At 68.4% G+C, this 13,822-nt stretch carries 11 protein-coding genes; all 11 read left to right on the top strand.

The genetic code is table 11. The features are described 5' to 3' along the window. Nucleotides 1-3: 3 nt before the first annotated feature. A complete protein-coding gene (locus QRD43_RS18985; protein ID WP_285984197.1) occupies nucleotides 4-846 on the top strand; it encodes an XrtA system polysaccharide deacetylase in 843 nt (280 codons plus the stop codon). A gap of 139 nt (nucleotides 847-985) precedes the next feature. Then, the gene (locus QRD43_RS18980; protein ID WP_285984074.1) at nucleotides 986-2,194 is read left to right on the top strand and encodes a TIGR03087 family PEP-CTERM/XrtA system glycosyltransferase; all 1,209 of its coding nucleotides are present in this window, start codon (nucleotides 986-988) and stop codon (nucleotides 2,192-2,194) included. Further along, on the top strand, nucleotides 2,188-3,771 hold the full coding sequence (xrtA, locus tag QRD43_RS18975) for an exosortase A (RefSeq protein ID WP_285984073.1): 1,584 nt from the start codon (nucleotides 2,188-2,190) through the stop codon (nucleotides 3,769-3,771). The genes QRD43_RS18980 and xrtA overlap by 7 nt, the downstream gene beginning before the upstream one ends. A gap of 40 nt (nucleotides 3,772-3,811) precedes the next feature. Next, nucleotides 3,812-5,092: a nucleotide sugar dehydrogenase gene (locus QRD43_RS18970; RefSeq protein ID WP_285984072.1), complete on the top strand. Its 1,281-nt coding sequence runs from the start codon at nucleotides 3,812-3,814 to the stop codon at nucleotides 5,090-5,092. Between the two features lie 174 nt (nucleotides 5,093-5,266). Continuing rightward, nucleotides 5,267-7,246: an XrtA/PEP-CTERM system amidotransferase gene (locus tag QRD43_RS18965; RefSeq protein WP_285984071.1), complete on the top strand. Its 1,980-nt coding sequence runs from the start codon at nucleotides 5,267-5,269 to the stop codon at nucleotides 7,244-7,246. A 1-nt stretch (nucleotide 7,247) separates the two neighbouring features. Further along, the gene (locus tag QRD43_RS18960; RefSeq protein ID WP_285984070.1) at nucleotides 7,248-8,477 is read left to right on the top strand and encodes a TIGR04063 family PEP-CTERM/XrtA system glycosyltransferase; all 1,230 of its coding nucleotides are present in this window, start codon (nucleotides 7,248-7,250) and stop codon (nucleotides 8,475-8,477) included. A gap of 32 nt (nucleotides 8,478-8,509) precedes the next feature. Next, nucleotides 8,510-9,739: a glycosyltransferase family 4 protein gene (locus tag QRD43_RS18955; protein WP_285984069.1), complete on the top strand. Its 1,230-nt coding sequence runs from the start codon at nucleotides 8,510-8,512 to the stop codon at nucleotides 9,737-9,739. Next, nucleotides 9,736-11,058, top strand: a complete 1,323-nt coding sequence (locus tag QRD43_RS18950; RefSeq protein WP_285984068.1) for a UDP-glucose dehydrogenase family protein — start codon at nucleotides 9,736-9,738, stop codon at nucleotides 11,056-11,058. The genes QRD43_RS18955 and QRD43_RS18950 overlap by 4 nt, the downstream gene beginning before the upstream one ends. A 34-nt stretch (nucleotides 11,059-11,092) precedes the next feature. Next, a complete protein-coding gene (locus tag QRD43_RS18945; RefSeq protein WP_285984067.1) occupies nucleotides 11,093-12,286 on the top strand; it encodes a TIGR03088 family PEP-CTERM/XrtA system glycosyltransferase in 1,194 nt (397 codons plus the stop codon). Further along, nucleotides 12,283-12,513: a hypothetical protein gene (locus QRD43_RS18940; protein ID WP_285984066.1), complete on the top strand. Its 231-nt coding sequence runs from the start codon at nucleotides 12,283-12,285 to the stop codon at nucleotides 12,511-12,513. Before QRD43_RS18945 ends, QRD43_RS18940 begins: the two co-directional genes overlap by 4 nt. Further along, nucleotides 12,506-13,819: a putative O-glycosylation ligase, exosortase A system-associated gene (locus tag QRD43_RS18935; RefSeq protein ID WP_285984065.1), complete on the top strand. Its 1,314-nt coding sequence runs from the start codon at nucleotides 12,506-12,508 to the stop codon at nucleotides 13,817-13,819. Before QRD43_RS18940 ends, QRD43_RS18935 begins: the two co-directional genes overlap by 8 nt. Nucleotides 13,820-13,822 lie beyond the last annotated feature (3 nt).

Below are 13,822 nucleotides of genomic sequence, written 5' to 3'. Positions count from 1 at the left end.
GCCATGACCATTGATGTGGAGGACTATTTCCAGGTCTCCGCATTCGCCCCCTACATCCGCCGCGATCGCTGGAACGAGCTGGAATGCCGCGTCGAGCGCAACGTCGATCGCATCCTAGCCCTGCTGGCCGCGCATGACACCCGTGCCACCTTCTTCACGCTGGGCTGGATCGCCGAACGCTACCCGGCGCTGGTGCGCCGCATCGTCGCGGCCGGCCATGAGGTGGCCAGCCACGGTTACGGGCACGAACGTGCCAGTGATCTGAGCCCCGACGCATTCCGCGAGGATCTGACCCGGGCCAAGCAGGTGCTGGAGGACCTCGCCGGCGCACCGGTGCTGGGATACCGGGCGCCGAGCTTCTCCATCGGCAAGGGCAATCTCTGGGCTTTTGATGTCCTGCGTGAAACCGGGCATCAGTACAGTTCCAGCGTCTATCCCATCGCCCATGATCACTACGGCATGCCGGATTCCCCGCGGACGCCCTATTTCGTCCGCGACGGCCTGCTGGAGATTCCCATCACCACGCTGCGGCTGTTTGAGCGCAATCTCCCCAGCAGTGGCGGGGGGTATTTCCGTCTGCTGCCTTACGGTGTTTCGCGCTGGATGCTCAATCGCGTCAACACGCAGGAGGCGCAACCGGCCGTGTTCTATTTCCACCCGTGGGAAATCGATCCGGATCAGCCGCGCGTTCAGGGGATTGATGCGAAATCCCGCTTTCGCCACTATGTAAATCTTTCGCGCACGGAGGGGCGGATTGCCCGTCTGTTGAAAGATTTCCAATGGGGCCGCATGGACGAGGTATTCCTCAAACCACGATTGACGGCCCAAGCAGCGGGTTCTCACTGAATGTCATTCGAGTTGGTGATCCACGGCCTGATGTCCGCGGCTCAGGTCCTGGGTGGGCATGCGCGCCGCGTGCCGGTGCACGGTCGTACGGACGGAACCCCCGTCCCGGGCCCCGGCATCCCTCGGGCAGGGGGCTGAGATGGCCAACATCCTCTACCTGGTCCATCGGCTGCCGTATCCGCCGAACAAGGGCGACAAGGTCCGGTCCTGGCATCTGCTGAAGCACCTCGCGAAGCGCCACCGCGTGTTCCTGGGGACTTTTGTCGACGACCCGGATGACTGGCAATACCTCGACAAGCTGCGTGGCGTGTGCGCCGAAGTTTGCGCGCTGCCCCTGAATCCGACGCTGGGCAAGGTCCGCAGCCTCCAGGGGCTGTTGACCGGCGAGCCGCTCGGTCTGCCGTATTACCGGGATGCCGCCATGAAGGCCTGGGTGCAGCGCTGTGTGCAGCAGCAGGACCTGGCCGCCAGCATCGTGTTCTCGTCCACGATGGCGCAGTACGCCCTGGACCTTCCGCTGCCCATGCTGGTCGATCTCATCGATGTGGACTCCCAGAAGTGGGTGGGCTATGCCAAGGCCCATCGCTGGCCGATGTCCTGGGTCTACGGACGCGAGGGACGCACGCTGCTGGACTACGAACGCCGCATCGTGGGCGCGGCCCGCATGAGCTACCTGGTCACGGAACCTGAGCGTCAGCTGTTCCTGGGCCTGGCGCCCGGGCTTGACGACAAGATCCAGCCTCTGTGCAACGGGGTGGACAGCGACTTCTTCCAACCCCAGACCGGCAGCGCCAGCCCGTTCTCCGGCCCGGGGCCGCATCTCGTCTTCACCGGGGCCATGGACTACTGGCCCAACGTCGATGCGGTGTCCTGGTTTGCCGAGGCGGTGCTGCCCGCGGTGCTCGAACGGCATCCTCAGGCCCAGTTCCATATCGTCGGACGCAGCCCGACCCCGGCGGTGCAGGCCCTCGCGGGCGCGCATGTGCGGGTCACTGGCACGGTGCCGGACGTGCGTCCCTATCTGCAACATGCGGACGCGGTCGTGGCGCCGCTGCGCCTGGCGCGTGGCGTGCAGAACAAGGTGCTTGAGGCCATGTCCATGTGCAAGGCCGTCGTGTCTGCCCGCGGCTGCGCCCAGGTGATTGGCGCGCCGCATGGCGAGGCCGTCTTCGAAGCGGAAACGGCGGATGAATACCTGACGGCCCTGGAGCAGGTGCTCTTGGACCGCGCGCGGGCTGAGCGCATCGGCGAGGCCGCGCGTCGCTACGTGCTGGACCACTACAGCTGGGACGCGCACCTGTCGGCGATCGACGGGGCGCTGAGCCTGGCGACGGGGGGCGCATGCTGAAGGACTTGTGGCAGGAGTTGATCCTCGACACGCGGCGCTTCTGGCACACGCTGCCGGACGCGCTGCGGGCCGGCTGGCGTTCGGCGCTGCTGGCCTGGGCCTTGTGCACGGTGGCGGCCATCGCGCTGCTCTGGCCGTCCTTCGAGTCGATGGTGGGCATCTGGGCGCGTTCAGACACCTTCGCCCACGGCTATCTCGTCTTCCCGGCCGTGCTGTGGCTGATCTGGCGCCGTCGCTACGACTGCCTGGTCATGCAGCCCCGGCCCTGGTGGCCGGGCCTGGTGCTGCTGGCCCTGCTGGTGCCGGGCTGGCTGGTCGTGCGCCTGGCCCACGTGAATGCGGCGGAGCATTTCGCCATCGTGGCCGTGCTCGTGCTGCTGGTGCCAGTCGTCTTCGGGCGGGCCATCGGCATGCGCTTGCTGTTCCCGCTGAGCTTCAGTTTCTTCGCCGTGCCCTTCGGCGAGTTCCTGCTGCCCACGCTGATGAACTCCACCGCGGACTTCACCGTGGCGGCGCTCCGGGCCTCGGGCATCCCGGTCTACCGCGAGGGGCTGGAGTTCGTCATCCCCAGCGGCCATTGGTCGGTGGTGGAAGCCTGCAGCGGCATTCGCTACCTCATTGCCTCCTTCATGGTGGGCACCCTGTTCGCCTACATCAACTACCGCGGCGCCGGGCGCCGGGTGGTCTTCGGCGTGGTGTCGCTCATCGTGCCGCTGGTGGCGAACTGGCTGCGGGCTTACATGATCGTGATGATCGGCCACCTGTCCGGCAACGAGCTGGCCACGGGCGTCGATCACATCATCTACGGCTGGATCTTCTTCGGCCTCGTGATGACGCTGCTCTACATGGTCGGCATCCGCTACGTGGATGCGCCGCTGGTCGAGCCTCAGCCCGCCGTGCCGGTCTCGCCGGCCGCGCCCCGGGCCCCCTGGGCGCAGGCGGCGCTCGTCGTGGCGCTGCTGGCGCTCCCGGCGGGCTGGGCCTATCACGTCGAGCACCTCGCCGGGGCCTCCGCGCCCGTGGCCCTGTCGCCCCTGTCGCTGACGGCGCAGGGCTGGACCCGGCTGGAGAGTCCGGCCAAGTCCGGCTGGAAGCCCGCCTACGGGGGCGCCAGTGCCGAGGAGCATGCCTGCTACCTGAAGGACGGCCGTTCCTTCTGCGTCTGGGTGCTGTTCTACCGTGGGCAGGACGAAGAGCGCAAGGTGATGAACTCCGAGAACCGCCTGGCCGGCTTCAAGGACGAGTGGGTCGTGGTGCCCGACAGCGCGGGCGCTGGCAGCGCCGGGCTGTCCCCGGTGTGGCAGGCCGCGGGCCTGCGCCAGCGTCTGCATGTGTCGGGCGCGCGGGAGGAGCTGCAGGTGCTGCAGACCCACTGGATCGACGGCAGCTTCACCAACTCGGCGGTGCGCGCCCGCCTGCTGACGGCCTGGTGCCGCCTGGCAGGGCGGGTCGACAACGCCGCCGCCGTGTTCATCTATGCACCCGCAGCGGAGGAGGGGGCGCCCGCACTGGCAGAACTGATGCCGGCCGTGACCCCCGCAATTCAGGGCTACCTGCAGTCACAGTCTCAACGCTGATGACTCGCCATAATTCAAGAATCTCAAGAAAGGCATGTGTATGACGACTTTGGCAGTGATCGGTCTGGGCTATGTGGGCCTGCCGCTCGTCGTGGAGTTCGGGAAGCAGATCAGGACCATTGGTTTTGACATCCACCAAGGCAAGGTCGACGCCTGCCAGCGTGGGACGGACCCTTCGCGCGAGCTGACCGACGAGCAGGTCCAGGCGGCCAAGCACGCCGTGTACACCTCCGATCCCGCGATGCTTGGCGAGGCCGACATCATCATCGTCGCCGTGCCCACGCCTGTGGACGAGGCCCACATCCCCGACTTCAAGCCCCTGGTCGGGTCCTCGACCAGCGTCGGCCGTCACATGAAGAAGGGCGCCATCGTGGTCTATGAAAGCACGGTGTATCCCGGTGCCACCGAGGAGGTCTGCATCCCCGTGCTGGAGCGCGAGTCCGGCATGAAGTGGAAGGAAGACTTCTTCGTCGGCTACAGCCCCGAGCGCATCAACCCGGGCGACCGCGAGCACACCCTCACCAAGATCCTGAAGATCGTCTCCGGGGACACGCCCGAAACCCTCGACCGCGTGGCCAAGCTCTACGAGATGATCATCGTGCCGGGCGTGCACCGCGCCTCCAGCATCAAGACGGCCGAGGCCGCCAAGGTGATCGAGAACACCCAGCGCGACCTCAACATCGCCCTGATGAACGAGCTGGCCATCATCTTCGACAAGATCGGCATCGACACCAGCGAGGTCCTCGAAGCCGCCGGCACGAAGTGGAACTTCCTGAAGTTCAAGCCGGGTCTGGTGGGCGGCCACTGCATCGGCGTGGACCCGTACTACCTGACCCACAAGGCCGACATGCTGGGCTACCACCCGCAGGTCATCCTGGCCGGCCGTCGCATCAACGACAGCATGGGCAAGTTCATCGCCGAGCAGACCATCAAGCAGATGATCGCCAGCGGCTCGCACATCAAGGGCTCCAAGGTCAACGTGCTGGGCCTGACCTTCAAGGAGAACTGCGGCGATCTGCGCAATTCCAAGGTAATCGACATCATCAATGAGCTCAAGACCTATGGCGTCGAGGTCATCGTGACGGATCCGCAGGCCGAGTCCGCCGAGGCCGAGCACGAGTACGGCGTGAGCCTCACCCCCTGGAACGAGCTGCCCAAGGCCGATGCCATCGTGGCCGCCGTGTCTCACCGCGAGTTCGCGTCCCTGAGCGTGAGCCAGCTGGGCGAGAAGCTGGTTGACGGCGGCGCCTTCATCGACGTGAAGGCCGCGTTTGACGAGGCGGCGCTGAAGGGCGCGGGCTACCGCGTCTGGCGCCTGTGATGTCTGCGGCGGCCTCCCCAAGGGGCCGCCCGGGCGCGGCGCCGGCCCCGCGAGGGGGCGCCACCCACGACAATGATGAGTTGCTTGCCGAGCTTGCTCGGCAAGCTCGTTTCCGGACCTGGGCAGATCATGTGCTGCCGGCCGGGCAGCGGCAATGCGGAATGAAGGCAGACCATGTGCGGCATCACCGGCATCTTTGACACTCGCCAGGCGCGCGCCATCGACGCCGGCGTGCTGCGGCGCATGAACGACTCGCAGCACCACCGTGGCCCGGACGAGGGCGACCTCTACCTCGAGCCCGGCCTCGGTTTCGGTCACCGCCGCCTGTCCATCATCGACATCGCGACGGGCCAGCAGCCGCTGTTCAACGCGGACCGCAGCGTCGCCATCGTCTTCAATGGCGAGATCTACAACTACCAGGCACTCATCCCCGAGCTGCAGGCCCTGGGCCACCAGTTCCACACGCGCAGCGACACCGAGGTCATCGTTCATGCCTGGGAGAGCTGGGGCGAGCGCTGCGTGGACCGCCTGCGCGGCATGTTCGCCTTCGTGATCTGGGACCGCAAGCAGCAGTGCCTGTTCATGGCCCGTGACCGCCTCGGGGTGAAGCCGCTCTACTGGACGCTGCTGGACGACGGCCTGCTGCTCTTCGGCTCCGAGCTGAAGTCCCTGCTGGCCCATCCGCAGCTGCGCCGCGAGATCGAGCCGCAGGCCGTGGAGGAGTACTTCGCCTTCGGCTACGTGCCGGAGCCGCGCACCATCTTCAAGGGCATCCACAAGCTGGACGTCGGGCACACGCTGCGCATCCAGCGCGGGGCGCCCATTCCCGCGTCCAAGTCCTACTGGGACCTGCGCTACACGCTGGACAGCCGCATCAGCCTGGCGGATGCCCAGGCCGAGCTGCTGGACCGCCTGCGCGAGTCCGTGCGCCTGCGCATGATCGCCGAGGTGCCGCTGGGCGCCTTCCTGTCCGGCGGCGTGGATTCGAGCGCCGTGGTGGCCACGATGGCCGGCCTCTCGGACCAGCCCGTGCGTACCTGCGCCATCGCCTTCGATGACCCCCGCTTCAACGAATCCGAGTTCGCCGACATGGTCGCGAAGCGCCACGGCACGGCGCATGTCTGTCACACGGTGGGCAGCAATGATTTCGACCTGGTCGACACGCTGGCCCGCCTCTACGACGAGCCCTATGCCGACAGCTCGGCCATTCCGACCTACCGCGTCTGTGAGATGGCCCGCCGCCATGTGACGGTCGCGCTGTCGGGCGATGGCGGCGACGAGGCCTTCGGTGGCTACCGCCGCTACAAGCTGCACATGCTGGAGTCGGGCCTTCGCGGCATGCTGCCAGGCCGCATGGGGCAGATGGTGTTCGGTGCGCTGGGCCGTGCCTATCCCAAGCTGGACTGGGCGCCGCGCTTCCTGCGTGCCAAGACCACCTTCCAGGGCATGGCCATGGACCCGGTCAGTGCCTACTGCCATTCCGTCTCGCAGAACAAGGCGCCGCTGCGCCAGCGGCTCTTCAGCCCGGCCATGCACCGGGCCCTGGCCGGCTACGGTGCGGACCAGGTCTTCCATCGCCACGCGAAGAACGCCCACACGGACGACCAGCTCGCCCTGATCCAGTACCTGGACACCAAGACCTACCTCGTCGGTGACATCAACACCAAGGTGGACCGAGCCAGCATGGCGCATTCGCTGGAGGTGCGCGAGCCGCTGATGGACCACGAGCTGCTCGAGTGGCTCGCCACGCTGCCGTCCTCGTTGAAGCTGCATGGCCAGGAGGGCAAGTACCTGCTGAAGAAGAGCATGGAGCCGCAGCTGCCGAACGAGGTGCTGTACCGCCCCAAGATGGGCTTCTCCGTGCCGCTGGCCCAGTGGTTCCGCGGGCCGCTAAAGGACAAGGTGCGCGAGTCCGTGCTCGGCCCGCGCCTGGCCGACACGGGCTGGTTCAACCCGGACTGCCTGCGCGATCTTGTCGAGCAGCACCAGTCCGGCCGCGCCGACCACAGCACGGCGCTGTGGTCGCTGACCATGTTCGAGGCCTTCCTTCGCGTGGTGGTGGATGGCCCGCATCCGGTGGTGCCTGAGCACGCCATTGCCAGCAAGACCCCGCCGGCCCATGCCTCCACGTCTGCCGCCCCGACCGCCCTCTGATATGACCGTCCGCGTCCTTCACATCCTCGATCACTCGCTGCCGCTGCACAGCGGCTATACCTTCCGGACGGCCTCGCTGCTGCGCGAGCAGCGCAAGCTCGGCTGGGAGACGGTGCACGTCACCAGCCCGAAGCACGAGCAGAGCGCCGGCCAGCAGGACGGCGCGCTGCAGGAACAGGTCGATGCCTGGACCTTCCACCGCACGCCCATGCCCGAAGCCAGCCGCCTGCCGGTGGTCAAGGAGATGCAGCTGATGCGCGCGCTGGAGCGTCGCCTCGACACGCTGATCCGCGAGCATCGCCCGGACATCCTGCATGCGCACTCGCCCGTGCTCAATGCCTTGCCCGCCGTGCGCGCTGCACGCCGGGCCGGCCTGCCGGTGGTCTACGAGATCCGCGCCTTCTGGGAGGATGCCGCCGTGGACCATGGCACCACCTCCGAGGGCAGCCTTCGCTACCGGGCCACGCGCGCGCTCGAGACCCGCGCGATGAATCGCGTGGATCACGTCTTCACGATCTGCGAGGGCCTGCGCAGCGACATCCTCGGCCGCGGCATCCCCGCGCAGAAGGTCAGCGTGATCCCGAATGCGGTCGACATCGCCAGCTTCGAGCCCGGCGGCCAGCCCGATCCGGCGCTGCAGGCGCAACTGGGCCTGCAGGGCGCCAAGGTGCTGGGCTTCATCGGCTCCTTCTACGCCTACGAAGGCCTGGACCTGCTGCTCGAAGCGCTGCCGCAGATGCTGCAACGTGACCCCGCCGTGCGCCTGCTGCTGGTCGGCGGCGGCCCGCAGGATGCGGCGCTCAAGGCCCAGTGCCAGGCGCTCGGCCTCGCCGACAAGGTCGTGTTCACCGGCCGCGTGCCGCATGCCCAGGTGCAGCGCTACTATGACCTGATCGACGTGCTGGTCTTCCCGCGTCATCCCATGCGCCTGACCGAGCTCGTGACGCCGCTCAAGCCGCTGGAAGCCATGGCGCAGGGCCGCCTGCTGGTGGCCTCGGACGTCGGTGGCCACAAGGAGCTGATCGAGGACGGCCAGACCGGCCACCTGTTCAAGGCGGGTGATCGGCAATCGCTGTCGGACGTCGTGCTGAAGGTGCTGGGCGCGCCGGCGGACTGGCCGCGCGTGCAGGCCAACGGCCGCCGCTTCGTCGAGGATGTGCGCAACTGGCGCAACAGCGCGGCGAACTACGTGCCGGTCTACGAGCGACTGCTCGGCCGCCCGGTCCGCTGACCCGCCGCCTTTCACCGGACCGCCCGCCCCGCATGGATCGTCCCCTCCGCACGCTGCTGTTCTCCACGCTTTACCCCAGCCCCAGCCGGCCGGGGCACGGCATCTTCGTGGAGACCCGTCTGCGCGAGCTGCTGAAGGCGGGAAAGGTCGAGGCCAAGGTGCTCGCGCCGGTGCCGTGGTTCCCTTCCTCGAACCCACGCTTCGGGGCCTGGGCGAAGATGGCCGCCACGCCCCGTCAGGCGGTGCACAACGGCATCGAGGTGCGCTACCCGCGCTACCTGCTGCCGCCCAAGGTGGGCATGAACATCGCGCCCCATGTGCTGGCCCTGCGTTCGGCCCTGGCCATCCGGCGCTGGATGCGCGAGGGGCTCGAGTTCGACGTCATCGACGCGCACTACTACTACCCGGACGGCGTCGCCGCGGCGTGGCTGGCCCGCCTGTTCGACAAGCCGCTGACCATCACCGCGCGTGGCTCCGACCTGAACCTGTTTCCGACTTTCCCGTGGCCCCGCCGGCTGATCCAGGGCGCCGCCCGGCAGGCCGACGCGTCCATCGGCGTGTGCGCCGACCTCATGGAACGCCTGCACGAGCTCGGCGAGCCGCGCGAGAAGCTGCATGTGTTCCGCAACGGCGTGGACCTGCAGCGTTTCCGGCCCCTGGACCAGGCGCAGATGCGTCGCGAGCTGGGCCTCGAGGGGGCGCCGCTGATGGTGTCCGTGGGCCATCTGGTGCCGCTGAAGGGGCACGACCTGTGCGTCGAGGCCCTGGCGCAGCTGCTGCCGCGCTTCCCTCAGGCGCGCCTCGTCATCATCGGAGAGGGCGTGGACCGTCCCCGCATCGAGGCCACCATCCGGCGGCTGGGCGTGCAGGACCATGTCCGCATGACCGGTGCGCTGCCGAACACCGAGCTGCTGCGCTGGTACAGCGCGGCCGACATGCTGCTGCTGGCCTCCAGCCGCGAGGGCTGGGCCAACGTGCTGCTCGAGGCCATGGCCTGCGGCGCGCCGGTGGCGGCCACGCCGGTGGGGGGCTCGCCCGAGCTGGTGCAGGGGGATGTCGCCGGGCGGCTGATTCCCTCGCGCGATGGCGCGGGGATTGCCGAGGCCGTCACGTCCCTGTGGCTGGCCCACCCCGGGCGGGAGGCCGTCCGACGCTATGCTGAGGACTTTTCCTGGGACGCCACCAGCGAGCAGCAGTACCAGCTGTTCCGCCGCCTGGTGGAGGCGCATGAGGCCAGGTCCCCTGCACGGAGCGCGTCATGAAGATCACGATGATTGGCACGGGCTACGTCGGCCTGGTCAGCGGCACCTGCCTGGCCGAGGTCGGCAACCATGTGCTGTGCCTGGACACCGATGCCGGCAAGATCGCCCGCTTGCAGCAGGGCGAGGTGCCCATCTTCGAGCCGGGCCTCGAGGCCATGGTCCGCCGCAACATGGCCGCCGGCCGCCTGAGCTTCACGACCGATGTGAAGGCCGCCGCCGAATTCGCCACCATGCAGTTCATCGCCGTCGGCACGCCGCCCGACGAGGACGGCTCGGCCGACCTGCAGTACGTGCTGGCGGCGGCGCGCGGCATCGCGCAGCACATGACGGGCTTCCGGGTCATCGTCGACAAGAGCACGGTGCCCGTGGGCACGGCCGACAAGGTCCAGGCGGAGATCGCCGCGACCCTGCAGCGGCGTGGCAGCGCCCATCCCTTCGCCGTGGTGTCCAACCCCGAGTTTCTGAAGGAGGGCGCCGCCGTCGAGGACTTCATGCGGCCGGACCGCATCATCGTGGGCGCCTCCAACGAGCAGGCCATCGCCCTGATGCGGGCGCTCTATGCGCCGTTCCAGCGCAACCACGAGCGTCTGGTGCTGACCGACGTGCGCAGTGCAGAGCTGATCAAGTACGCCGCCAACGCGATGCTGGCCACCCGCATCAGCTTCATGAACGAGATGGCCAACCTCGCCGAGCGCCTGGGGGCCGACATCGAGCTGGTGCGCCGCGGCATCGGCTCCGACCCGCGCATCGGCTACGACTTCCTCTATCCCGGCTGTGGCTACGGCGGCTCCTGCTTCCCCAAGGATGTGAAGGCGCTGATCCGCACGGCCGCCATCGAGGCAGGCATCGAGATGCAGGTCCTGAAGGCCGTGGAATCGGCCAATGAGGCCCAGAAGCACGTGCTGGCCGGCAAGGTGCGACGCCGCTTCGGCGAGGACCTCCACGGCCGCCGCTTCGCGCTGTGGGGCCTGGCCTTCAAACCCAACACCGATGACATGCGCGAGGCCCCGAGCCGCGTGCTGGTGGCCGACCTGCTGGCCGCGGGCGCCGAGATCGTCGCCTATGACCCCGTCGCGATGGACGAGGCCCGCCGCGTCCTCGGGGCGCCGTCGGGGCTCCAGTTCGCCGACAGCGCCATGCAGGCCGTGGAGGGCGCCGACGCGCTCCTGATCGCCACCGAGTGGAAGGAGTTCCGCAGCCCGGACTTCGACACCCTGCGCAGCACGCTGCGCCACCCCGTCATCATTGACGGCCGCAACCTCTACGACCCCGCGCTGGTGCGCACCCTGGGGCTCGAGTACTTCCCCATCGGCCGCTGAGCGGCCGAGCTGCCCCGAGGGTCCGTTCCTGGCCATGAAGACCGATTCCCGCCTGCACGTGATGCACCTGCTCTACCGCTTCTCCAGCGGCGGGCTGGAGAACGTCGTCACGCAGCTCATCAACGGCCTGCCCCGGGACCGCTTCCGCCACACGCTGGTCGCCCTGACCGAGGTGGATGCCGTCTACCGGTCGCGCATCGAGGTACCGGACGTGCAGTGCATCGCTCTGGACAAGCAGCCCGGCGGCCCGATCCCCTACTGGCCGCAGGCCTGGCGACTGTTCCGCGAGCAGGCACCCGACGTACTGCACAGCTGCAACCTGGCGGCCCTGGACTTCGCCCCGATGGCGGCGCTGGCCCGGGTGCCGCGTCGCATCCACGCGGAGCACGGCTGGGACGTCAGCGATCCGGGGGGCAGCAACCTCAGGAACCGGCGCAACCGCCGCCTGATGGCGCCTTTCGTGCAGGATTTCGTCGCGGTGTCCGACCAGGTGCATGACTACCTGCGGGACGCCATCCGGGTGCCGGCCCATCGCATCCACCTGATCACCAATGGCGTGGACACCGAGCGTTTCCGCCCGCCCCGGCCCGGTGAGGCCTGGCCGGCGGATCTGCCGTTCCGCCCGCAGGAGCACCTGCTGGTGGGCACCGTCGGCCGCATGGACCCCGTGAAGGACCAGTCCCGGCTGGTCGCGGCCTTTGCCGAACTGCAGCGCCTGGACGACGAGGCCTGCCGCCGGGCGCGCCTCGTGCTCGTGGGCGAGGGCCCCCTGCGCCAGGCCCTGGGCGAGCAGGTGGCGCAGCTCGGGCTGCAGGACCGCGTGTGCTTTGCGGGCCAGCGCCAGGACGTGCCGGCCGTGCTGCGGGCCCTCGACGTCTTCGTGCTGAATTCGGTGACCGAGGGGACCTCGTGCGCCCTGCAGGAGGCCCTGGCTACGGGCATGGGCATCGTCGCCACCACCGTCGGCGGCAATGCGGCCGTGCTGGGCGAGGGCAGTGCGGGGCTGCTCGTCCCGCCCTCGGACACCGCGGCCCTGGTCCAGGGCCTGCGGCAGGCACTGAACCGCCAGCTCGACGGCGCCGCCCGGCAGTCGCAGCAGACCGCGGCGCGCGAGCGCGCCCTGCAGGCCTATTCCCTGCAGGCGATGCTCGGGCACTACGAGCGGCTCTTCACCCGCCCGGCTGGCGCCAGCGCCCGCACGGGGCAGAAAGTGCAGGTTCAGCGATGAAGGAATACCTGGTCGTCTTTGCCCAGATGCTGGCCGTGGCGTGGCTCCTCAAGACCCTCGCCCAGGCCGGTGGCAATCCGGACAAGGAGGAGCTGGGCTGGTTCGACATCCGACTCGGCAGCAAGCCCGGCAAGAACCCACCCGCACCGAAGCCCCCCGCACCGAAGCCGCCCGCCCCGCGCACGGCGGGGCCGGGCCGTCCGCAGGGCAGGGGGCCGCATGCGTGACATCGTCACCCTGATCTTCATGGCGGGCATCGCCCCGCTGGTCATCCGCAGCGCCTTCGCGTCCCTGCTGCTGTGGTCCTGGGCCAATCTCGCGGCCCTGGGCTTCTACATGTTCGGCTTCATGGCCGGCGTGCCCTATGTGATGGTCTTCGCCATCTCGACGCTGGTGCTGATGCTCACCCAGCGCAAGCAGGTCGTGGGCAAGTGGGAGCTCGGCGGGACGCAGGTCCTCTTCCTGCTGTTCTCCCTGCATGCCCTGTTCGTGGCGAGCCTGGCCTACCCCGGCATCGAGCGGAACTGGGAGATCGCCACCAACCTGTTCAAGAACATCCTGCTGTGCCTGCTGATGCCGCTGCTCCTCGTCAACCGGGCGCGGCTGGTGGCCATGGTCATCATCATGGCGCTGGGCCTGGGGGGCCACGGCGTGGTCGAGGGGCTGAAGTTCCTGGCCTCGGGCGGCTCCCACATCGTGCTGGGCAACCCGAAGCTGGGCGACAACAACCACTTCGCGCAGTCGGTGCTGCTGTCGGTGCCGCTGGCCTTCTACCTCTGGCAGTACAGCAAGTCGCGGCTGTGGCGCCATGCCCTGCTGGGCTTCATGTTCCTCGTGGCCATGGCGGTGATCGCCACCAAGTCCCGCGGCGGGCTGATCGGCTTCGTCTGCTTCGGCGTGTGGATGGTGCTGATGGGGCGCCAGAAGTTCAAGGGCCTGATGATCTTCCTGGCCATCGGGCTGGCCATTTACGCCGCGGCGCCAGCGAGCTGGTTCGAGCGCATGGAGACGCTGCAGTCGGCCAACGAGGATGCCTCGTTCATGGGCCGGGTGACCGCGTGGAAGCGTGCCAGCGCCATCGCGGTCGAGAACCCCGTCTTCGGGGGCGGATTCCGCGCGGTGCAGGCGCCGGTGATCTTCGAGAAGTTCCGCTACAAGCAAGGGCTGCTGGGCTTCGTCGAGACACCGGACGTCAACTACCCGGCGGCGGCGCACAGCATCTACTTCGAGGTGCTGGGAGACATGGGCTTCGTGGGCCTGGCCATCTTCGTGGCCCTCATGGGGGCCGCCTTCACGGCGCGCGCCGAGGTGCAGCGACTGGTGAGGAAGTCCGGGCGGGATGATCTGGCCTGGTCCGTCGACATGGTCAACGCCGTGGCGGGGGCCATGTTCATCTTCCTGATCACCGGTGCAGCGCTGAGCGCCGCCTTCTACGACTTCCAGTACATGCTGGTGGCGCTCGCCGATTGCCTGCGCCGCTATGTCCGCCAGCAGGTCAACCCCCGGAAATCCACGGCGAACCTGCGGCCCTGAGCC

The sequence above is a fragment of the Roseateles subflavus genome (assembly GCF_030285365.1).
Lineage (GTDB): Bacteria > Pseudomonadota > Gammaproteobacteria > Burkholderiales > Burkholderiaceae_C > Roseateles_B > Roseateles_B subflavus.
This window is presented reverse-complemented; position numbering and strand designations above follow the sequence as displayed.

What these genes read in the sequence shown, in the direction of transcription:
- QRD43_RS18965 (WP_285984071.1), top strand. Translation starts at nt 5,267, where the DNA reads ATGTGCGGCATCACCGGCATCTTTGACACTCGCCAGGCGCGCGCCATC.
- xrtA (WP_285984073.1), top strand. Translation starts at nt 2,188, where the DNA reads ATGCTGAAGGACTTGTGGCAGGAGTTGATCCTCGACACGCGGCGCTTC.
- QRD43_RS18950 (WP_285984068.1), top strand. Translation starts at nt 9,736, where the DNA reads ATGAAGATCACGATGATTGGCACGGGCTACGTCGGCCTGGTCAGCGGC.
- QRD43_RS18985 (WP_285984197.1), top strand. Translation starts at nt 4, where the DNA reads ATGACCATTGATGTGGAGGACTATTTCCAGGTCTCCGCATTCGCCCCC.
- QRD43_RS18970 (WP_285984072.1), top strand. Translation starts at nt 3,812, where the DNA reads ATGACGACTTTGGCAGTGATCGGTCTGGGCTATGTGGGCCTGCCGCTC.
- QRD43_RS18935 (WP_285984065.1), top strand. Translation starts at nt 12,506, where the DNA reads ATGCGTGACATCGTCACCCTGATCTTCATGGCGGGCATCGCCCCGCTG.
- QRD43_RS18960 (WP_285984070.1), top strand. Translation starts at nt 7,248, where the DNA reads ATGACCGTCCGCGTCCTTCACATCCTCGATCACTCGCTGCCGCTGCAC.
- QRD43_RS18955 (WP_285984069.1), top strand. Translation starts at nt 8,510, where the DNA reads ATGGATCGTCCCCTCCGCACGCTGCTGTTCTCCACGCTTTACCCCAGC.
- QRD43_RS18980 (WP_285984074.1), top strand. Translation starts at nt 986, where the DNA reads ATGGCCAACATCCTCTACCTGGTCCATCGGCTGCCGTATCCGCCGAAC.
- QRD43_RS18940 (WP_285984066.1), top strand. Translation starts at nt 12,283, where the DNA reads ATGAAGGAATACCTGGTCGTCTTTGCCCAGATGCTGGCCGTGGCGTGG.
- QRD43_RS18945 (WP_285984067.1), top strand. Translation starts at nt 11,093, where the DNA reads ATGAAGACCGATTCCCGCCTGCACGTGATGCACCTGCTCTACCGCTTC.